This is a genomic window from Solimonas soli DSM 21787 (assembly GCF_000474945.1).
Classification (GTDB): domain Bacteria; phylum Pseudomonadota; class Gammaproteobacteria; order Nevskiales; family Nevskiaceae; genus Solimonas; species Solimonas soli.
In genome coordinates this window covers 14,926-34,518 of sequence record NZ_KI440837.1, presented here as the reverse complement: position 1 = coordinate 34,518, position 19,593 = coordinate 14,926, and the positions used below count along the sequence as shown (strand labels likewise).

Sequence of the window (19,593 nt, the reverse complement as noted above, 5' to 3'; positions counted from 1 at the left end):
CTTAGGCAGCGATGCGCGTGGAAGCCAGCCGGCGCACATATGCCAGCAGATCGCTTTCGAGATGGAAGGAGTTGCGTCCGCGCTTAATCAGCGGGGGAAGCTCGCCGAGCTTGATCAGGTTGTAGTACGACGTAGGCGATCGAACGCCGACGATCTTCATGCCCTCGGACGGAGGGACGAGTCGGTCAAGGCTTGGGGTCTTCGCATCCATATCCATTCACCTTTGCTGTGCCGCATGGCGGCGGTGAATGGAAGACTAGCTATTCGCCTTGATTTATTAACTCATCGCTTGGGATTCTTTCTGTGAGTAGAGCGAAGCTTGCAAAAATCTTCCCGGACAAACTCCGGAAGGTCGTCTTCACTGACCTCAGATAATGCCTTCGAAAGGCGGTTCTCAAATGCCTTGACGCTCATAGGCCCCCAGGCGTTAGCGAGGAATTCAAGCAAAGCGGCACGGGTTTCGTGATGTCTTTTAGAGCCCAAGTAGCTCTGAACCAAAGCAACATGCAGGTTCTTGTTCCAACGCTTTGTTCTGTAAGAAGGTCTAGACGATTTCCCGGAATTTATCGTCTTTCGTAGCCGCGAATAGAGGTCTCTGTTCTCTACGGCCAAGGCTACAAGGTCATCTATGGCTTTTCGTGCAAAAGAAGGATCAGCTCTTGCCTCAATCAAGATCGCGATTCGAGCGCGATCCAGCCATTCCTTACGCAGTGTCTCAACAAGTTTTCGTTCTTCATTTTGGTCGAGCGGCTCAATGTCGGATAGAACGGTAATGGCTCGTCTATGCGGCTTCACAGACACCCCCATGTCCGAGCCTCCCATATTGTTGATGCGATGAGGCATGGGCCAAGAATCGCTTGGTAGAGAAGATCGCTTTCAGTTGGTTCAGGAAGTCCCTCCGTAAAGAGGGGCGTGCGCGGCGAACACTCATTCTCATGCCGGAGCCTGTAGGCCGCGTCTTGGCAGCGTTCAAACGAGCGAGCACGTTGTTCGTCGCTGCGTGCGGCTGCTGCGACATTGGCATTGCGCCTTTGAATCCAATCGCTATGGGCTCGCGCCGCCAACATGCGGATTTCATCGTCGCTTAACTTACTTAAGGCGTAGCGATACATAACGCCCTTGTCAGGCCTTGCGCGATAGTGCGCGAACAAGGCGACGGCGACAGCAATGCTCGTTGCTATGACAGCAAAGAGCAGGATGCGCTTCTGATTCAGTCGACTTTGGTTTTCCATCCGCTTCCCCGTTCTCAAAAAAGCGCCGCGCGAGGTCAGCCAAGACCCCGCGCGGTGGTGCGGTCAGGCAGATTGAATATCGGTGGTCATACCGACGGTATTGCCAAAATCCTTGCAGCCAAGCCGCCGGCGGATATCGGCGAGCTCGTGATCGGGGTCAGTGAGCGCCCACATGGAAGCGCGGCTGAGCGCCAGTAAGCGGGCAGCCATGCCACGGAAGTCGAGCCGATCGAGCCCGCACATTTCGATCATGCGCAGACAGAGCTGCTCAGCCTCCCATGCTGCCTCGATGGCGATCTTCAGGCGCTCAGGTTCGACCTGATCTTGATCAGGGGCGGCGTTCATCCTTCCACCTTCGCAGACTCGGCCGCATTCATCCTGCTCAGCGCAGCTGTCGTGATGTTCTGCGCCATGCTAAGCATGTTGAATGCTCCCCAAAGCATCCGCGCTGCAGCTTCCGGGTTGGCGGTTGTCTGCGAACCCTTATCTCCCAATTCGATCGCCAGAGTATTGACGATCTCAAGTGCGGGCTCGGACAAGGCCAATGCATCTTCCAGTAACGCGCTCGACGTTGCGTTGTCAGCGATGAGGTAATTGGCGTTCATGGTGAACATGGAGTCGCGCGCTTTCATGACTATGCCCCAACGATATTCTTGTGGAGAAGTCCACTACTCACGGCATCGATGAGCGCCTTTCCCATCTCGTTGAGATACTTGGCGGCGTGCGCCATGTTCGATTCGGCGGCGTTATCATCGATTTCCGTCGCGACGATGCGCGAAAGCGTTTCCGCACAGTCGATGAAACAGCTTGCATGCTCAAGCGCGATTTCGGCGGATATCCCGGCGGGAACGCTGAATAGGCCGATCTTTCCAGGCGCGTACTGAACAAACGAATGCGCGGCCGTCGCCGGCGCGTTACCATCTTTTTCAGCTTGCTTCATGGCTTTCTCCATGTTGCGAGTCAGAGTCAGCGGCGTGGGACAAGTACGTCGCTGATTCGCTCGAATGCCTAGCTGTCGTCCGCCGCCAGGCTTCGCGGTAAGTATTCAGGCTGCTCGCAAAAGCCCAGGCTTCGCGGTGTTGCTCTTCAGGGCGCCGCAATGATCGGCCCAGAACTGCATCAGCTTGCGGCGCTCGGGCAGGTGCTGCGATCGATCGTAGGCGCGCTTGATGGCGTTGCGCTCTTGATGCGCCAGCTGTCTCTCGATCACGTCGGATCGCCAGCCCAGCTCATGCAGCAGCGTTGACGCAGTGGCCCGAAAGCCATGGCCAGTCGCCTGTTCCTTGCTGTAGCCGAGGCCGCGCAGTGCGGCATTGACGGTGTTCTCGCTCATCGGCCTGAGGCGTGAGCGCGAAGAGGGAAACACGTAGCGTGGCGCATCGGGCCTCAGGTCCAAGCCATGGCCGGTCAACGGCTGCAATTCGCGCAGGATTGCGACGGCCTGCTCGCTGAGTGGCACGACGTGCTCGGTCCGCATCTTCATCTTCGACGCCGGTATGCGCCATTCAGCCGCCGACAGGTCGATCTCGCTCCACTCGGCATGCCGCAGCTCGCCGGGGCGCACGAAGAGCAATGGTGCGAGCCTGAGGGCGCAAGCAACCACGAAAGAGCCGCTATAGCCGTCCAGGTCGCGCAGCAGCTTGGCGAAGCGGTCGGGCTCGGTGATGGCGGCGCGATGGCGGACCTTCGCCGTCGCGAGCGCGCCCCGCAAATCCGCGGAGGGATCACGTTCCGCCCTCCCAGTGGCGATGGCGTAGCGGAAAATCTGGCCGCAGCGTTGCTTGAGCCGCTGCGCTGTCTCGATGCGGCCTCGTTCCTCGACCCGGCGCACGACGGCGAGCAACTCGGGAGCGGTGATTTCGCCAATCGGACGGCCGCCGATCCATGGGAACGCCATCTGCTCAAGCATGATGCGCGCCTTGTCATGCGTGGCGCGGGCCAGATGGCGCTGCTTCGCCAGCCATTCGCGGGCGACCGCCTCGAAGGTATTGATGGTCGCCGCCGCGACTGCGGCACGGGCCTCGCGGCGCTCGGCGCTTGGATCGATGCCGGCAGCGAGAAGGCGGCGTGCTTCGTCCCGGCGCTCCCGGGCAAGAGCCAGAGGAACATCGGGGTAGGGGCCCAGGCTGATCTGCTTTTCCCGGCCGGAGAAGCTGTAGCCGAACCGCCAGAGCTTGCTGCCGGTGGGCATTACCACCACGTATAGGCCGCCGTCTCGGGTCGACTTGTACGGCCTGGCCTTGGCCCGGAGCGCGCGCAGGTAGGTGTCGGTCAGCTTCTTCATGGGTCGGGCAACTTTTCCGCAGTGGTGGTGCGGGGCCAATGTTGCCCGACAAGTTGCCCGACGCAAGGGCTGGATGTTGGTGGACGGTACTGGACGACAGAAAACCGTAAGCCAAGAAAAAACCGCGCATTAAGCGCGGTTTCTGTACAGCGATGGACCCTTGCGGACCCTTGAATGGTGCCGGGAACAGGAATCGAACCTGCGACCTACTGATTACGAATCAGTCGCTCTACCGACTGAGCTATCCCGGCGAGGGGCGCGAATTATAGGGTGCTCGCCTGTCGCGAACAATGCCAACCGCGCCGACGGCCGGACCGCCCGGCGCGCCCGGCATCGCGATCGGGACGTCCGCCTGCGGCGCAGCGCGCGCGTGCCTGTGCAAGCATGACGAGCCCGCAAGCGAAAGGAGGATGCCGTGCAGCGATCGAGATGCTCAGCGCCATCGAAGACATCCGCTGGGTGAAGGCGCGCCACTTCCGTGGCGTCGATGCCGGCGACGGCGAACTGGTGCACGGCAGCCTGCCGACGACTGCGGGCTCGACTACCGCGGCTGCTGTACCGATCCCGGCAGCGGCCGGGGCTTAGGGCGCGGCGGCGCATGGCGGATCGCCGCCCTGCGCACCGAACGCATCCGCGTCCAAGTCAGCTGAGTGCCGCGCTTCATGGCGGGTTCATCGGCCTTGCCAATGATGCGGATCGGCGGGATCAAGTGGCGGAGAGAGAGGGATTCGAACCCCCGGAACCTTGCGGTTCAGCGGTTTTCAAGACCGCCGCAATAGACCACTCTGCCATCTCTCCGAGCCGGGAATCTTACCGGAAACCCCCTGCGCGCGGTCGTGTATCGGGGCCTGCATCCTGATACCATCGCGCGCCAAATTACCGCTCGAACACCACAGGCATCGCATCAGGAGTGCATGAATGAATCAGGAACAACTGGCTAAAGTCGCCAAGGGCCAGGGCTTCATCGCTGCGCTGGACCAGAGCGGCGGCAGCACGCCGAAGGCGCTCAAGCTTTATGGCATCGAAGAGTCCGCTTACAGCGGCGAAGCGCAGATGTTCGATCTGGTTCACGCCATGCGGGCCCGCATCGTCACCAGCCCGGCCTTCAGCGGCCAGCGCGTGCTCGGCGCCATCCTGTTCGAGATGACCATGGATCGCGAATTCGGTGGCCTTCCGGCCGCCGAATATCTGTGGAAGAAGAAGGGCGTGGTGCCGTTCCTGAAGGTCGACAAGGGTCTGGCCGCGGCCGCCGACGGCGTGCAGCTGATGAAGCCGAACCCGGGGCTCGATGAACTGCTGAAGCGCGCCCGCGCCAAGGGCATTTTCGGCACCAAGATGCGCTCGGTGATCGACGAAGCCAACCAGAAGGGCATCGACGCCGTGCTCGATCAGCAGTTCGAAGTCGGTCTGCAGATTTTCAATGCCGGCCTGATGCCGATCATCGAGCCGGAAGTGTCGATCAAGTCGCCGGACAAGGCGAAGATCGAAGACCTGCTGGTGGCGGGCCTTCTCAAGCGTCTCGACGCGCTGCCGGCGGGTACCTCGGTGATGCTCAAGCTGACGCTGCCGGAAGTGGCCGGCAAGTTCGATGCGCTGGTCAAGCATCCGAAGGTGACGCGCGTGGTCGCACTGTCCGGCGGTTATTCGCGCGCCGATTCCAATGCCATCCTCGCCAAGAACAAGGGCGTGATCGCCAGCTTCAGCCGCGCATTGACCGAAGGTCTGACCGCGCAGATGTCGGACGCCGAGTTCGACAAGGCGCTGGACGCCGCCATCGAGAGCATCTATCAGGCCTCGCTGACCTGATCGGCCGAATCAAATCCGCGGTCTTGCGGGCCAGACCCGCGGACGCCCGCTCCGGCAACGGAGCGGGCGTTTTCTTTTTGCGGTGCCGGAAAACATCAACCACAGATGCCGCAGGTGAAGCGACGGGGGAACATTTCTTTCTGTGTAATCTGTGAAATCTGTGGTTCCAACGGTCGGTGGTTCGAAGGAGGGGCGCATGACGGACATCGCGGGCAGGACGATCTGGATCACCGGCGCATCGAGCGGCATCGGCGAGGCGCTGGCGCTGCTCGCCAGCCGGCGCGGCGCGAAGCTGGTGCTCAGCGCGCGACGTGTCGATGAACTCGAGCGCGTGCGCGCCGCCTGCGCCGATCCGGCGCGGGTCGCCGTGCTGCCGCTCGATCTGACCGCGTTCGACGCCGCGGCGGCGCTGCGGGCGGCCGAGGCCTTTTTCGGGCCGATCGAGGTGCTCGTCAACAACGCCGGCATCTCGCAGCGCAGCCTGCTCGTGGATACCGGCATGGACGTCTACCGCCGCATCATGGAACTCGACTTCTTCGCGCCGGTGGCCCTGACCAAGGCCCTCGTGCCGGGCATGCGCGCACGCGGCGGCGGACACGTCGTCGTCATCAGCAGCGTGGTCGGCAAGATGGGCACGCCGCTGCGCACGGGCTACGCGGCGGCCAAGCACGCGCTGCACGGTTTCTACGAGGCTGCACGCGCCGAGCTGTGGCGCGAGGGACTGAAGTTCACGCTCGTATGCCCCGGCTTCATCCGCACGCAGGTCTCGGTGAATGCGATCACCGGCGACGGCGGCCGCTACGCGAGGATGGATGCGGGGCAGGAGAAAGGCATGGACGCCGAGGCCTGCGCGGCGCGCATCTGGGCCGGCGTCGGACGCGATGCCGAGGAGTTGTACGTCGGCCGCGAGAAGCTGGCGATTTACGCCAAGCGCTGGGCGCCGTCGCTGGTGTCGGCGCTGATCAAGCGCGCCCGGGTGACGTGAATGCGCGCGCCGTGACCGGCGCGTCCCGCCTCAGCGATGTGCGGCCAGCAGTTCCAGCACGCGTCGCTCGGCCCAGCTGCGCAGCGCGAAATCCTCGATGAAGCCGCAGTGGCCGCCATGCCGCGTCAGATCGAAGGCGTGCAGCGCGCCCTGCGCGCGCAGGCCGGCGAAATCGGCGACCGGAATGACCGGATCGTCGGCGGCGGTGAGGATCGCCAGCGGTGACGGCGATGCCTGCAGCTGTTCGGCGCCGAGTGTGTAGGCGGCGAAGTAGGGATCGAGCGCGCCGTACTCGGTGTGGCGCTCGGCGAAGCGCGCGGTGATCGCCATCAGGCTGCTGCCGTCGAGCAGCGCTTCGGTATCGAGGTCCGGCCACGCGGCCTTCTTGGCCAGCACGGTCTTGCGCCACTTGCCGGTGAAGTACCAGCGGAACAGCGTCGGGCCGTCGTCGATCGCCTGCATCGTCGCGCGCGGATTGATCGCCGGCGAAATGCCGATCGCGAGCCGCGGCCGCACGTCGAGCGCCGGACCGTACAGGCCGACGCGCAGCGCGAAGTTGCCGCCGAGCGAGAAGCCGATCACGTACAGCGGCGCGGCCTCGCTGTGGCGGCGCGCGTCGGCGATGGCGTGCACAACCTCGTCGATGCGCGCCGAGTGGAAGAACTCGCGGTTCAGATGATGCGTCGCGCCGTGATCGCGCAGATTGAGGCGCAGCACGTCGTAGCCGGCGGCGTAGACGGTGCAGGCCATCGAGTACAGATAGCTCGATTCGTGGCTGCCTTCCCAGCCGTGGATCAGCACGGCCAGGCCGCGCGGCGCGACGCCTTCGGCCTGTTTCGACAGGTACGCGGCGAGCCGCACGCCGTCGCTGCCGTCGAGCAGCAGCGCCTGCGCGCAGGCTTCGAGGCGGTCGTCGCGCCGCAGCCAGCGCCGGCGGCGCGGGCTCTTGGTCGCCAGGATCGACTGGATCTGCGCGTGGCGCAGTGCCCAGTGCGGGCGAAAGCTGTCGCCGGCGGCGGTCATCGTGGCGCGCGCGCCGTCGCTCACAGCAGGCGGTCGAGCGTGCCTTCGTAGATGCGGCTCAGCCGTTCGAGATCGGCGACGCGCACGTGCTCGTTGACCTTGTGGATGCTGTCGTTGACCGGACCGATCTCCACGGTCTGCGCGCCCCACGGCGCGAGGAAGCGCGCGTCCGAGGTGCCGCCGCCGGTGAACAGCAGCGGATCCGCGATGCCGGTGACGTCGGCGATCGCCGCCCGCGCGGCGGCGACCAGTTCGGCCTCGCGCGTCAGGAAGGGCTCGCCGGACAGCCACCAGTCGGCCTCGTAGCGCAGGCCGTGGCGATCGAGGATGTCGCTGACGCGGGCCTTGAGGTCTTCGGCGCTCGACTCGGTGCAGAAGCGGAAGTTGAAGATCAGGTCGACGTGGCCGGGGATGACGTTGCTGGCGCCGGTGCCGCCGTGGATGTTCGAGATCTGGAACGAAGTCGGCGGGAAGTGCGCGTTGCCGCGATCCCAGACTTCGGCGCTCAGTTCGGCGAGCGCCGGCGCCAGGCGGTGGATCGGGTTGTCGGCCTTTTCCGGGTAAGCGACGTGGCCCTGCCTGCCGAGCACGCGCAGATTGCAGCCGAGCGAGCCGCGGCGGCCGATGGTGATGCGGTCGCCGAGCTGCTCGGCGGCGGTGGCCTCGCCGACGATCGCGTAGTCCGGCCTGATGCCTCGCGCCTTCAGCACCTCGACGACGTGGCGCGTGCCGTGCTTCGCCGCGCCTTCCTCGTCGCTGGTGATCAGGAAGGCGAGGGTGCCGGAGATTGCTGCGGCAGCCGCGGGCTGCCGACCCTCGTCCCTCGCCCCGCGCAGCGGGGAGAGGGGGGGACCGTCGGCAGCGCCGACGGTGGGGTGAGGGGCGCGCCGCGCCAGCAGGCGCTCGACGGCGACGACCATGGCCGCCAGTCCCGACTTCATGTCGGCGGCGCCGCGGCCGTAGAGCACGCCGTCGCGAATGTCCGGCACGAAGGGATCGCTGAGCCAGTCGCCGCGCGGGCCGGGCGGCACGACGTCGGTGTGGCCGGCGAGGATCAGCAGCGGCGCGCCGCTGCCGCGGGTCGCCCACAGATTGGTCACGCCGCCGGCGTCGATGGATTCGAGCGTGAAACCGAGCCTGGCGAGGCGTTCGCCGATCAGCGCGCAGCAGCCGGCGTCGTCCGGCGTCAGCGAATGGCGCGCGATCAGCGCGCAGGTCAGATCGAGTACCGCGTGTTCGGCGAGGTCATCGGCCATGGCTGGGTCTGCCGGCAGGGCGGCCGGGCGGCCGCGGGGAGTAGCGCGCAAGTTTAGCGGCGCAAGTCCGGTGGCGCACCGCAAACGCTGCCCCTCATGGATAATGCGGAACATGGACGAGACTCAGGTTTCAGCGATCGCGCATACCATCCAGGTCGCCGTCGCGCCGGTGTTCCTGCTCGGCGGCGTCAGCACCATGCTCGGCGTGCTGACCAACCGCCTGGCGCGCATCGTCGATCGCGCGCGCAAGCTCGAATCGGATCTGGTGACCGCGGCGCCGGGCCGCGCGCCCGGCATCCGCATCGCGCTGCGCCAGCAGGCGCGCCGCGCGCGGCTGACGAACCTGGCCATCGTCTTCTGCATCGGCTGCGCGCTGCTGATCAGCAGCGTGATCGTCGTGCTGTTCGTCGGCACGTTCTCGAAGTGGAACCTGTCGCGGCTGATCACCGGCCTGTTCGTCACCTCGATCCTGTCGCTGATCGGCGGCCTGTTCTGCTTCCTGCGCGAGGTGCAGCTGGCGACCCGCTATCTGCGCATCGGCGAGCTCGATCCCGAACAGGCCGTGCCCGGGGCGCAAACCGTCAAGACGCATCGCGGCCAGCCGACCGACTGAGCGCGGCCTGCGTTGATGGCGCGGAGGGCGGCGCGCTACATTCCGGGCGCGACCTCGCGCTTCCCTGATCGGGGCATTCCATGAGCATCTCTTCCCTCCCTTACGCGATCGCGCGGACCGACATCGTCTTCGAGTCCTTCGATGGCGACGCCGTCGTGCTCGATCTGGGACAGGGGCGCTACTACGGATTCTCGGACTCCGGCAGCCAGGTCTGGCAGGCGCTGATCCTGCAGGTGCCGCCGGCGGCGCTCGTCGGGCAGGCATGCGCGGGCCAGGCGCTGAGCGCGAGCGATGTCGAAGGCTTCGTCGGCCGCTTGCTCGGCTTCGGCCTGCTCGCCGCCTCGCCGGAGGCCAGCCCGGTGCCGCTGCCGGCGGCCATCGCGGAGGCCTTGCAGGCGGCGCGTGAACCGCTGTCGGTGGAGATGCACGACGAGCTCGCCGATCTGCTGCTGGTCGATCCGATTCACGACGTCGAAGAACAGGCCGGCTGGCCGATCCGCAAGCAATAGCGCGACGCTCATGCGCCACGCCGATCGCGTCGTGCCTTCTCCGATCGTGTGCTCGGCCGGGTTGGTCGCGCCGCGTCCGCGGCGGGCGATGCATCGTCCTTCGTCGGCCTGCTGATGCGCCGGGTCATGCCGCAGACGCTGGTCCGCTATGCCCGCGACACACTGGCCCGGGCCGCGGCGGCCGACGCTTCCATTCCCTGCCGCCGCCGCGCGCGCCTGCCGGCGCTGGACGTCGAGATTCGCTGTGATCACGGCCCGCTCGCCGAGGCGATGGCCGGTTTCGCCGCGGGCGTCGCGGCGGCGCCCGACATGCAGGTGCGCATCGTCCATCCGGGGCTCGCCGGCATCGCGCCGCCCGCCGAGTGGGGCGACGCGGATTTCGGCAGCAACGCCTTCGCCGATCTGCTGGCGGCCGAGGGCCTCAGAGGCAGCTATTTCCACGAACTGCGCTTCTGGCAGTTCTACGATCCGGCGAGCCGCCAGGGCGTGCAGCTGATGGCGGCGCGCGACGCCTTCCCGCCGTGGGAGACCGGTGCGCCGCTGCGTGCGTTCCTGCACTGGTACTACGCCGCCCTCGGCATGCGCCTGACACACGCTGGCACGCTGGGCCATGGTGGTCGCGGCGTGCTGCTGGCCGGCGCCGGCGGGGCCGGCAAGTCCGGCACCGTGGCGGCCGGCCTCGTCGAAGGGCTGGACAGCGTCGGCGACGACTACGTGCTCGTGCAGCTCAGGCCGCAGCCCCGGGCGCACCGCCTGTTCGATACGCTCAAGCAGGATCCGGCCGGCTTCGCGCGCCTGCGGCTGGCGCGCGTCCTGCCGCAGCCGGGACCGCTGAACTGGCAGGGCAAGCACGAATTCCGCATCGGCGATCTGGCGCGCCGCGCGCCGGTGGACCATCTCGCGCTGACTGCGCTCCTGCTGCCGCGCATCGGCGGCGGGGCGCGCACGACCATCAGCCCGGCGCCGGCCAGCGAGGCGATGCTGGCGCTGGCGCCGTCCGCCATCAACCAGATGCCGGGTGATCGCCTGGCGGGATTCCGTTTCTTCGGCGCCCTGACGCGCAGCCTGCCTTGCTTCCGGCTGACGCTCGGTCACGACGCCGCCGAGATCGCCGCCGCCATCGCCGCCTTCATCGAAGGCGATCCGGCGTCGATGCAAGGACGGCGCGCATGAAAGTCAGCGTGATCGTGCCGGTCTTCAACCGCGCGGCGATGATCGGCGGCGCGCTGCGCTCGATCCTGCGCGAAGCGGCGCATGCCGAGCTCGACATCATCGTCATCGACGACGGCTCGACCGACGACAGCGCCGCGGTGGTCGAGGCGCTCGTGCCGGCGCATCCGCAGATCCGCCTGTTCCGCCAGTCGAACCGCGGCGTGACGGCGGCGCGCAACGCCGGGCTGGCGCGGCTGCCGGCGGATGCCGACGCGGTCACCTTCCTCGATTCCGACGATGCCTGGGCGCCGGGCCGGCTGGCCGATCTGGCCCTGCTCGCGGCGGCGCCGGACGCCGCGTTCTGCTATGGGCGCATGGCGATCGTCGCGGCGCTCGACGCCGAGACACTGGCGCCGGATCCCGCCGACGTCGTGGCGACGCTGCGCGGCGTGCACCTCGGCGTCGCGCTGTTTCGTCCGTGGCTGCTGGCGCGGCTCGGCGGTTTCGATGAAAGTTACCGGCAGTCCGAGGATCTGGATTTCCTCATGCGCGCTTTCGAGTGTCGCGTGCCGCATGTGCTGAGCGAGCGCGTCGCCATGTACTACCGCCGCCACCCCGGCAACATGACCGGCCGGCGCGACGAAGCGCGCCGCGACTTCGCCCGCGCGCTGCACGGATCGATGCGGCGGCGGCGCGCCGATCCGTCGCTCGGTTCGATCGCCGAGGTGATCGACATGGGCGATCTGGCGCGGAGGGGATTCCGCTGATGCCGGCCTACGACGTGGTGATCCCCGCCTTCAACGCCGAGCGCACGATCGTCGCGGCGCTGCGCTCGGTCGCCGCGCAGTCGCCTGCGCCGCAGCGGATCATCGTCGTCGACGACGGATCGAGCGACGGCACGGTCGACGCCGTGCGCCGCAGCGGCATCGACGTGCTGCTGCTGACGCAGCCGAACGCCGGCCCCGGCAGCGCCACCAGCCACGGCTTTGCCGCGAGCCGGGCGGCACTGATCGCGACGCTCGATGCCGACGACGTGTGGCTGCCCGACAAGATGCGCAGACAGATGGCGCTGATGGCGGCTGAGCCGGGCATCGCCATCAGCTTCACGCACTGGCGCCATTTCCGCGACGCCGATCCGGCCACCGCCGGACCGGCGGGTCCGGGATGGACGCGCAGCACCATGCTCGCGCGCGCCGAGGCGATCGCCGCCATCGGCCCCGTCGTCGATCCGCCCGGCCGGCGCGGCGAGATGGTCGACTGGCTCGGCCGCGCGCGCGCCCAGGGGCATCGCCTGCAGATGATGGAGGAGGTGCTGGTGCTGCGGCGCATTCACGCGGGCAGTCTTTCTTACGGGCGCGATGCCGCGCGTGACCGCGGCTATCTGGAAGTGGCGCGCCGCGCGCTGCTGCGCCAGCGTGCGGCGCGCGCCGCGCGCGACACCGAGGACGGAGCATGAGCGCGGACCACGCAGGCCGGTCGCCGGCGCGCCGCCTGCGGCGCTTTCCCGGTCATGGCTGGGCCTGGCCGGCGGGCGGGCGCGACCGCCTGCTGCGCGCCGCGCTGCTCGCCGACGACGCGGCGGCGCTCGCCGCGGCGCGGCGCTGGCTCGACGAGCACGACATCAATTCGGCCGGCTTCGCCGAGCATCGTCTTCTGCTCGCCATCGCCACGCGGCTGAGCGAGGCGCTGGCCGACCATCCGGCCTGGCCGCGGCTGGCCGGCCTGCAGAAGATGCTGTGGACGCGCTCGCAGCTGGCGCTGCGCGACACCCTGCCGGCGCTGCGCGCGCTGCATGCGGCCGGCATTCCGCTGATGATGCTCAAGGGCGCGAGCCGCATCGCCGTCGACGCGGCGGCGCAGCGCGGTCGGATCGCCTATGACATCGACGTTCTCGTGCCGGCCGCGGCGATGGGCCAGGCGCTCGATCTCCTGCACGAGCGCGGCTGGCTGGCCGCCAGCGGTGTGAGCCACCCGTATCTCCGCGCGCGGCTGGGCGCGCAGCGCGCCATCAACCTGCAGTACGGCCGTTTCGGCGATATCGACCTGCATCAGTGCGCCTATCACCCGCTGCAGGCCGATGCCGGCGACGACCGCGCCATCTGGGAGCGCGCCCGTCCGGCACGTTTCGGCGGGCTCGATGTCTGGGTGCCGTCCGCCGCCGACCGGGTGGCGCTGGCCATCGCCCATGGCGCGCGCAACACCGCCGCGCACAGCGACTGGCTGGTCGACGCCGCGGTGACGCTGCGCCAGGGCCAGACCGATGCGGCGCAACTGATGGACGTGCTGCGCCGCCGCCGGCTGCTCGATCCGGCGGCGGTCGCATTGTCCTATCTCGCCTGCGGCCTCGACGTTGCACTGCCCGAGGGACTGCTGGACGCGGTGCGCGCCGCGGCCGGGCGACCGGGCCTCACGCGGCTGATGACGCTGGCGTCGATGAAACCCAAGCAGGGCCTGAATCCCGTCCTGCGCCTGCTGCGGCGCGGCGTGCGTGTCCTGGCGGCGCGCGCCGAGCGCCGGACGATGCCGCCGGAGGTGACGGTGAAAGGCAAGGTCGTGGCCGGCGCGCGGGCGGCACACGAAGCCGCGGCGGTGCTGCGCGCCGAGCTGCCGCTGCCGGCGGCGCCGGCGCGCGGCACGACGCTGCGATTCGATCTGCGGCTGCGTTTCGAGATGCCGGTGCTGCCGAGTTCGCGCGGCATCCGCCTGGAACTGAAGGCGGCGGGTGTTCATCTCGCCCATCTCGTGTACCGGCATGCGCGCAAGCGCGGCGGGCCGCTGATCCTGCGCTTTCGCGGCGAGGTGCCGTGCCCGCTGCCGCTCGGGGCGCTCAGCCTGGAATCGCGCTGGCTGCGGCATTGTCGCGACGGCGAGCCGCAATCGACGGTCGAGCGGTTTGAGGCCTTGCCGTTCCGCGTGCTCTCGGCGCGCGTGGAGCCGGGCTGAGCGCCGCCGCGCATCGCGGCGACGCGGCGACGGTGCGGGCCGCGCAAACAAAAAGCCCCGCAGACTCGAAGTCCGCGGGGCTTCGCGCGCCGCAGCGCCGGGCTCAGAGATCGCGCAGCAGGGCGTTGATGCCGACCTTCTTGCGCGTGTTTTCGTCGACGCGCTTGACGATCACCGCGCAGTTGAGGCTGTACTTGCCGCCGGCCTTCGGCAGCGAGCCGGCGACCACCACGGCACCGGCCGGCACGCGGCCGTAGCTGACGGTGTCGGCGTCGCGGTCGTAGATCGGCGTCGACTGGCCGATGAACACGCCCATCGAGATCACCGCGCCTTTCTCGACGATCACGCCTTCGACGATCTCCGAGCGCGCGCCGATGAAGCAATCGTCTTCGATGATCGTCGGGCTCGCCTGCAGCGGCTCCAGCACGCCGCCGATGCCGACGCCGCCCGACAGATGCACGTTGGCGCCGATCTGCGCGCAGGAGCCGACCGTCGCCCAGGTGTCGACCATGGTGCCGCGGCCGACGTGCGCGCCGATGTTGACGTAGGAGGGCATGAGGATCGCGCCCGGCGCGATGTAGGCGCCCTTGCGCACCGCCGCCGGCGGCACCACGCGCGCGCCCTGCGCCTTGAACTCCTCCTCGCCCCAGCTGGCGAACTTCAGCGGCACCTTGTCATAGCCCGCCAGCGCGCCCATGTCGACCGGAATGTTGTCGTGCAGGCGGAAGTACAGCAGCACCGCCTTCTTCAGCCACTCGTTGACGATCCATCCCGAGGCTGACGGCTGCGCCACGCGCGCCTCGCCGCTGTCGAGCAAGCCGATCGCGTCCTCGATCGCGTGCCGCACCGCCGCGTCGTTCTTGTCGAACGCCTCGCGCTGATCCCAAGCCGCTTCGATGGTGTTCTGCAGGGTGGTCATCGGGATTTCTCTCGTTGTCGTTTGTCTGTTTCAAAAATCGTGAGGAGACCGCAAGCCGTCCTTGTGAGCAGGGCCAAGGTCGCGGCTTCCGCGCACAGCTGTGCCGAGGCACGGCGAGCACGGAGAGCGCGGGATCGGCCCGCGCAGCGGCCGGATCACGCCGTCTCCGGCCGATCGAGGGTGCGGACGAGGACCTCGCGCAGATCGTCCAGCACGTCCTCGTCGACGATCGGCCGGTGCATGCGGTCGGTGACGTAGAAGACGTCCTCGGCGCGCTCGCCGATGGTGCCGATCTTCGCCGCGTTGAGCAGGATGCCGCGCTTCTGGAACACGCGGCCGATGATCGACAGCAGGCCCGGCTGGTCGGCCGTCACCAGTTCGAGGATCGTGCGGCCGCGCGCGTCGTCCTGGCTGAAGTGCACGTTGGTCGGCGTGTTGAAGTGCTTGAGGCGCTGCGGCATGCGGCGGTTGACGTCGATCGTCGAGGCCTCCGGATCGGACAGCACCTTGCGCAGCGCCGCGCGGATCTCCTCGAAGCGCATCGGCTGCGTGATCGGCGTGTTGTCGCCTTCGGCGACCGCGTAGGAGTCGAGCACGAAGCCGTCGTCGGTCGTGTGCAGGCGCGCGTCGAGGATGTTGAGGCCGAGACGGGCAAGCACGCCGGTCGACAGGCCGAACAGGTGATCGCGGTCGCGCGTGTAGATGAACACGCTGGTGCCGCGGTTGCCGATCGAGGCGACCAGGACCAGCGGCAGGTCGGCCTCGGTCGCCGACATGATCGCCGGCAGCTGCCAGGCCAGCTCGTCGGGCGAGTGACGCAGGAAGTAGTCGCGGTCGAAGCGTTTCCACACGCCTTCGGCCTGCTCGTGCGTGATGTTCTGCGCGGCGAGCAGGGCGAGCGCCTTGGCGCGCACTTCGGCGGCGCGCTCGTCTTCCTGCAGGGGATTGTCGACGCCGCGCTCGAGCGTGCGCACCGTGAGGCTGTACAGCTCCTTGAGCAGCGAATCGCGCCAGGCGTTCCACAGCGCCGGATTGGTGCCGCGGATGTCGGCGCAGGTCAGCAGGTAGATGTAGTCGAGATGCTGGCGGTCGCCGACCGCACGCGCGAATTCGGCGATGACGGCAGGGTTGCTGAGATCCTGCTTCTGCGCGGTCAGCGACATCAGCAGGTGGTTCTGCACCAGCCAGCGCACCAGCGCCGCATCCGGATGCGAGAGGCCGTGGTCGAGGCAGAACTGCTCGGCCTCGCTGGCGCCGATGTCGGAGTGATCGCCGCCGCGGCCCTTGGCCATGTCGTGCCAGAAGGCGGCGAGGTACAGCAGCTCCGGCTTGGCCAGGCGGTCCATCACCTGGCTGCAGAACGGCAGCTCGTGGCGGAAGCGCTGCATGGCCAGACGGCGCGCGTTGCGCACCACGCGCAGGATGTGCTCGTCGACCGTCAGCGTGTGGAAGAGGTCGTACTGCATGAGGCCGACGATGCGGCCGAAGGCGGGCAGGTAGCGGCCGAGCACGCCGTAGCGGTTCATGCGGCGCAGGTTGCGCGTCAGGCCGCGGCCCTCGCGGAACATCTCGATGAACAGCGAGCGCGCCTGCACCGACTGGCGCACCTGATCATTGAGCAGGCGGCCGTCGCGCAGGATCAGGCGCAGGGTCTGCGCGCGGATGCCCTCGATCTTCGGATGCTGCTGCAGCAGCAGGAACACCTCGATGAGCGCCCAGGGGTAACGCTGGAAAACGTCGTCGGCGCGCACTTCGAGCCAGCCGTTGCGGACCTGGAAGCGCGGGTTGAGCGTGATCGGCTCGCCGCCCTGCGCCGGATGGATGATCGCTTCCTCGAACAGCTGCAGCAGCATGTCGTTGAGGCAGGACAGCGACTTGATCGTGCGGTAGTACAGCTGCATGAACTGCTCGACCGCGCGGTTCTTGTCGTCGTCCTCGTAGCCGAACAGTTCGGCGACCTTGATCTGGTGGTCGAACAGCAGGCGGTCCTCGTGGCGGCCGGTCAGCATGTGCAGCGCGAAGCGCACGCGCCACAGGAAATCCTGGCCGGCGAACAGCTCGTCGCACTCCTGCTTGCTCAGGAAGCCGCGCTCGCGCAGCTCGCCGAGCGTCTGCGCGCCGAAGTAGCGCTTGGCGACCCAGCCGATCGTGTGGATGTCGCGCAGGCCGCCCGGCGATTCCTTGACGTTCGGCTCCAGCTTGTAGCCGGTGTCGTCGTACTTGCGGTGGCGGGCCGCCTGCTCTTCCTTCTTCGCCTCGAAGAAATCCTTGACCGGCCAGATCCTGTCCGGCGTCAGCGCCGCCTGCATGGCGCGGAACAGGTTCTCGTCGCCGACCAGCAGCCGTGCCTCGATCAGGTTGGTGATGATGGTGACGTCTTTCTCCGCCTCGGCCACGCATTCGGCGACCGTGCGCACGCTCTGGCCAACTTCGAGGCCGATGTCCCAGCCGAAGGCGGTCATCTGCTCGAGCGCGCCGCGATGCTGCTCCAGGGCGTCGCCCTCGTGCAGCAGCAGGATGTCGATGTCCGAATGCGGCGCCAGTTCGCCGCGGCCGTAGCCGCCGACCGCGACCAGCGTCAGGCCGGTGGCGCCGCGCGGCAGGAATTTCTGCCAGGACGCGCGCAGCACCTCGTCGACGAGGTGCGCGCGCGCGTGCACCAGCGAGTCGGCGGGCAGGCCTTCGTGGAACAGGCTGTAGAGGCGTTCGCGGCCCCAGTTCAGCGTGTCGCGGAAGGAGTTGATGGAGTAGCCGCCATCGGCGAGCCGCGAGCGGATGCGGTGCGCGCTGAAGATGCCGGCGGCTTCCTCTTCGGCGAGATCGATCTCGGCGCCCATTAAGTTGCCTGCCGCGCAGCGGCGCTGTCGTCCCTCGCCCGCGTAGCGGGAGAGGGGGGGACCGTCCGCGGAGCGGACGGTGGGGTGAGGGCCGCCACGATGCCGCGCCGGGGCGCGTGTGGCGGAACGAATGAAATCGGCTTGCCCACGCTCACATCTTCCCGTCGCGCAGCGTCAGCACTTCGTACCCGTCCTTCGTGACCAGGATGGTGTGCTCCCACTGCGCCGACAGCGAGTGATCCTTGGTGACGACCGTCCAGCCGTCCGGCAGCAGCCGCGTTTCCGGGCGGCCGGCGTTGATCATCGGCTCGATCGTGAAGGTCATGCCCTCGACCAGTTCAAGACCCGTGCCAGGGCGGCCGTAATGCAGCACCTGCGGGTCTTCGTGGAAGCCGCGGCCGATGCCATGGCCGCAGTATTCGCGCACCACCGAGAAGCCGCGCGATTCGGCGTACTTCTGGATCACCGCGCCGATGTCGCCGAGCCGCGCCCCCGGCCGCACGACCTTGATGCCCTCGATCATCGCCTCGTGCGTGGTCTCGCAGAGGCGGCGGGCGAGGATGCTCGGCTCGCCGATGTAGTACATGCGGTTGGTGTCGCCGTGCCAGCCGTCCTTGATGACGGTGACGTCGACGTTGAGGACGTCGCCCTTCTTCAGCACCTTGGCGCCCGGAATGCCATGGCAGACCACATGGTTCACGGACGTGCAGATCGATTTCGGGAACGGCGGCCGGCCGTTGCCGCCGCCGTAGTGCAGCGGCGCGGGAATGCAATCGAGCACGTTGACGATGTATTCGTGGCAGAGCCGGTTGAGCTCCTCGGTGCTCACGCCCGGCTTGACGTGCGGTTCGAGCATCTGCAGCACGGAGGCCGCGGCGGCCCCGGCCTCGCGCATCTTCTGCTGCTCCTCGGGAGTCTTGATCGTGACGGCCATTGCGCCTGCGTAGTGGTCTGCGGCGAGCCGCAAACTCATTGTTTTCAAAGGGGCGCTATGGTATAAAGCGCGCCCTCCAAAGGCAATCCGCAAGGCGGAGCGTCCTTGGAAATCCACTCGCGCCATTCGTAAGGTGCCCGCCCGTCGGCGGTGCCCCGGCGCGATTTGCTGACAACCTACGGAGTCTCACATGGCGGACATCACGATGCGCCAGTTGCTCGAGGCGGGTGCCCACTTCGGCCACCGCACGCGCTACTGGAACCCGAAGATGGATCAATACATCTTCGGCAGCCGCAATCGCATTCACATCATCAACCTCGAGCAGACCCTGCCGATGCTGAAGGACGCCTGTTCCTTCGCCGGCAAGCTCGCCGCCAACGGCGGCCGCATCCTCTTCGTCGGCACCAAGCGCGCCGCGCGCGAGACGATCGAGGAAGAGGCCAAGCGCTCGGGCATGCCGTTCGTCAACCAGCGCTGGCTGGGCGGCACGCTGACCAACTTCAAGACCGTCAAGGCCTCGATCAAGCGCCTTGTCGAGATGGAGAAGCAGGTCGAGGACGGTTCGATCAACCGCCTCAACAAGAAGGAACAGCTGGTCTTCACGCGCGAGATCGAGAAACTGCGCAAGTCGCTCGGCGGCATCAAGGAAATGCCGGCGCTGCCGGACTGCCTGTTCATCATCGACACCGGCTATGAGAAGAACGCCGTCCTGGAAGCCAAGAAGCTCGGCATCCCGGTCATCGCCGTCGTCGACTCGAACAACGATCCGAGCCCGATCGACTGCGTCATCCCGGGCAATGACGACGCCACGCGCGCCATCAAGGTCTATGCGCAGTGCATCGCCGACGCCATCATCGAAGCGCGCGGCGCCAACCCGGTGCCGTTCCGCGCCGTCGAGGAGCCGGCGGAAGTGGCGGCGGGCGACGATCGTCCGCGCAAGCCGCGCGGCGCCCCGCGTGGCGACCGCAAGCCGGGTGGCGGCGAGCGTCGCGGCGCCGGCCGCCGCGGCGAGTAAGCCCCGCGCAGGCGGGCGCGGCACGCCGCGCCCGCACGACCCGGCCGCCGCCGTTCGGCTGCCGGGTTTGTCGTTTCAGGGGCTC

Annotated in this window: 21 protein-coding genes and 2 tRNA genes; 10 read left to right on the top strand and 13 right to left on the bottom strand. The window is 67.7% G+C overall.

What is annotated here, in order from left to right; all coding sequences use genetic code 11:
* Position 1: 1 nt before the first annotated feature.
* From K344_RS24150 to K344_RS0114795, 7 genes are all read right to left on the bottom strand, one after another.
* Complete coding sequence (locus tag K344_RS24150; RefSeq protein ID WP_157622973.1) at positions 2-211, bottom strand: hypothetical protein; 210 nt, start codon at positions 209-211, stop codon at positions 2-4.
* Positions 212-282: 71 nt separating this feature from the next.
* A complete protein-coding gene (locus tag K344_RS24145) occupies positions 283-843 on the bottom strand; it encodes a hypothetical protein (RefSeq protein WP_157622971.1) in 561 nt (186 codons plus the stop codon).
* 452 nt (positions 844-1,295) lie between these two features.
* Positions 1,296-1,577, bottom strand: coding sequence for a hypothetical protein (locus K344_RS0114810; RefSeq protein WP_028081321.1), 282 nt, complete (start codon positions 1,575-1,577; stop codon positions 1,296-1,298).
* Positions 1,574-1,864: a hypothetical protein gene (locus K344_RS0114805; RefSeq protein ID WP_028081320.1), complete on the bottom strand. Its 291-nt coding sequence runs from the start codon at positions 1,862-1,864 to the stop codon at positions 1,574-1,576. Before K344_RS0114805 ends, K344_RS0114810 begins: the two co-directional genes overlap by 4 nt.
* Positions 1,865-1,866: 2 nt before the next feature.
* The gene (locus K344_RS21930; RefSeq protein WP_043114660.1) at positions 1,867-2,172 is read right to left on the bottom strand and encodes a DUF3077 domain-containing protein; all 306 of its coding nucleotides are present in this window, start codon (positions 2,170-2,172) and stop codon (positions 1,867-1,869) included.
* A gap of 105 nt (positions 2,173-2,277) precedes the next feature.
* Complete coding sequence (locus K344_RS0114800; RefSeq protein ID WP_028081319.1) at positions 2,278-3,516, bottom strand: tyrosine-type recombinase/integrase; 1,239 nt, start codon at positions 3,514-3,516, stop codon at positions 2,278-2,280.
* 175 nt (positions 3,517-3,691) lie between these two features.
* Positions 3,692-3,767: transfer RNA gene (locus tag K344_RS0114795), tRNA-Thr, on the bottom strand.
* 178 nt (positions 3,768-3,945) lie between these two features.
* On the opposite strand from K344_RS0114795, the gene K344_RS24140 reads away from it, so the two are divergent.
* Positions 3,946-4,101, top strand: a complete 156-nt coding sequence (locus tag K344_RS24140; RefSeq protein WP_169729303.1) for a hypothetical protein — start codon at positions 3,946-3,948, stop codon at positions 4,099-4,101.
* 125 nt (positions 4,102-4,226) lie between these two features.
* Here the strand turns inward: K344_RS24140 and K344_RS0114785 are convergent.
* Positions 4,227-4,314, bottom strand: a tRNA-Ser gene (locus K344_RS0114785).
* A gap of 120 nt (positions 4,315-4,434) precedes the next feature.
* Between K344_RS0114785 and K344_RS0114780 the strand changes: the two genes are divergently transcribed.
* Together K344_RS0114780 and K344_RS0114775 are read left to right on the top strand one after the other, a co-directional pair.
* Complete coding sequence (locus K344_RS0114780; RefSeq protein WP_028081318.1) at positions 4,435-5,322, top strand: fructose bisphosphate aldolase; 888 nt, start codon at positions 4,435-4,437, stop codon at positions 5,320-5,322.
* Positions 5,323-5,518: 196 nt separating this feature from the next.
* Entirely contained in the window at positions 5,519-6,307 is a 789-nt protein-coding gene (locus K344_RS0114775; RefSeq protein ID WP_028081317.1) for an SDR family oxidoreductase, read from the top strand.
* A 30-nt stretch (positions 6,308-6,337) separates the two neighbouring features.
* Here the strand turns inward: K344_RS0114775 and K344_RS0114770 are convergent, their stop codons facing one another.
* Positions 6,338-7,354 carry a YheT family hydrolase gene (locus K344_RS0114770; RefSeq protein WP_051362268.1) on the bottom strand — a complete coding sequence of 339 codons (1,017 nt, stop codon included), beginning with the start codon at positions 7,352-7,354 and terminating at the stop codon, positions 6,338-6,340.
* Positions 7,351-8,586 (bottom strand): succinyl-diaminopimelate desuccinylase, encoded by a 1,236-nt coding sequence (dapE, locus tag K344_RS0114765; RefSeq protein ID WP_028081315.1) that lies wholly within the window; start codon positions 8,584-8,586, stop codon positions 7,351-7,353. The genes K344_RS0114770 and dapE overlap by 4 nt, the downstream gene beginning before the upstream one ends.
* Before the next feature lie 112 nt (positions 8,587-8,698).
* On the opposite strand from dapE, the gene K344_RS21925 reads away from it, so the two are divergent.
* The 6 genes from K344_RS21925 to K344_RS0114735 all read left to right on the top strand — a co-directional run bounded on the left by K344_RS21925 (position 8,699) and on the right by K344_RS0114735 (position 13,803).
* Positions 8,699-9,199 (top strand): DUF2721 domain-containing protein, encoded by a 501-nt coding sequence (locus K344_RS21925; protein WP_084197493.1) that lies wholly within the window; start codon positions 8,699-8,701, stop codon positions 9,197-9,199.
* An 80-nt stretch (positions 9,200-9,279) separates the two neighbouring features.
* Complete coding sequence (locus K344_RS0114755; RefSeq protein WP_028081314.1) at positions 9,280-9,708, top strand: PqqD family protein; 429 nt, start codon at positions 9,280-9,282, stop codon at positions 9,706-9,708.
* A 126-nt stretch (positions 9,709-9,834) separates the two neighbouring features.
* The gene (locus K344_RS0114750) at positions 9,835-10,881 is read left to right on the top strand and encodes a hypothetical protein (RefSeq protein ID WP_211234558.1); all 1,047 of its coding nucleotides are present in this window, start codon (positions 9,835-9,837) and stop codon (positions 10,879-10,881) included.
* Positions 10,878-11,627, top strand: coding sequence for a glycosyltransferase family 2 protein (locus tag K344_RS0114745; protein WP_028081312.1), 750 nt, complete (start codon positions 10,878-10,880; stop codon positions 11,625-11,627). Before K344_RS0114750 ends, K344_RS0114745 begins: the two co-directional genes overlap by 4 nt.
* Positions 11,627-12,316 (top strand): glycosyltransferase family 2 protein, encoded by a 690-nt coding sequence (locus tag K344_RS0114740; RefSeq protein ID WP_028081311.1) that lies wholly within the window; start codon positions 11,627-11,629, stop codon positions 12,314-12,316. Before K344_RS0114745 ends, K344_RS0114740 begins: the two co-directional genes overlap by 1 nt.
* Positions 12,313-13,803, top strand: coding sequence for a nucleotidyltransferase family protein (locus K344_RS0114735; protein WP_028081310.1), 1,491 nt, complete (start codon positions 12,313-12,315; stop codon positions 13,801-13,803). Before K344_RS0114740 ends, K344_RS0114735 begins: the two co-directional genes overlap by 4 nt.
* Before the next feature lie 103 nt (positions 13,804-13,906).
* On the opposite strand, the gene dapD is transcribed toward K344_RS0114735, so the two are convergent.
* The 3 genes from dapD to map form a co-directional block, all read right to left on the bottom strand.
* Positions 13,907-14,722: a 2,3,4,5-tetrahydropyridine-2,6-dicarboxylate N-succinyltransferase gene (gene dapD, locus K344_RS0114730; RefSeq protein ID WP_028081309.1), complete on the bottom strand. Its 816-nt coding sequence runs from the start codon at positions 14,720-14,722 to the stop codon at positions 13,907-13,909.
* A gap of 155 nt (positions 14,723-14,877) precedes the next feature.
* The gene (gene glnD, locus K344_RS0114725) at positions 14,878-17,559 is read right to left on the bottom strand and encodes a [protein-PII] uridylyltransferase (RefSeq protein WP_028081308.1); all 2,682 of its coding nucleotides are present in this window, start codon (positions 17,557-17,559) and stop codon (positions 14,878-14,880) included.
* A 151-nt stretch (positions 17,560-17,710) separates the two neighbouring features.
* A complete protein-coding gene (map, locus tag K344_RS0114720) occupies positions 17,711-18,532 on the bottom strand; it encodes a type I methionyl aminopeptidase (protein ID WP_084197491.1) in 822 nt (273 codons plus the stop codon).
* A 151-nt stretch (positions 18,533-18,683) separates the two neighbouring features.
* Here map and rpsB point away from each other — a divergent pair, with 151 nt between their 5' ends.
* On the top strand, positions 18,684-19,508 hold the full coding sequence (gene rpsB, locus K344_RS21920; RefSeq protein ID WP_043114658.1) for a 30S ribosomal protein S2: 825 nt from the start codon (positions 18,684-18,686) through the stop codon (positions 19,506-19,508).
* The last annotated feature ends 85 nt before the right edge of the window (positions 19,509-19,593 follow it).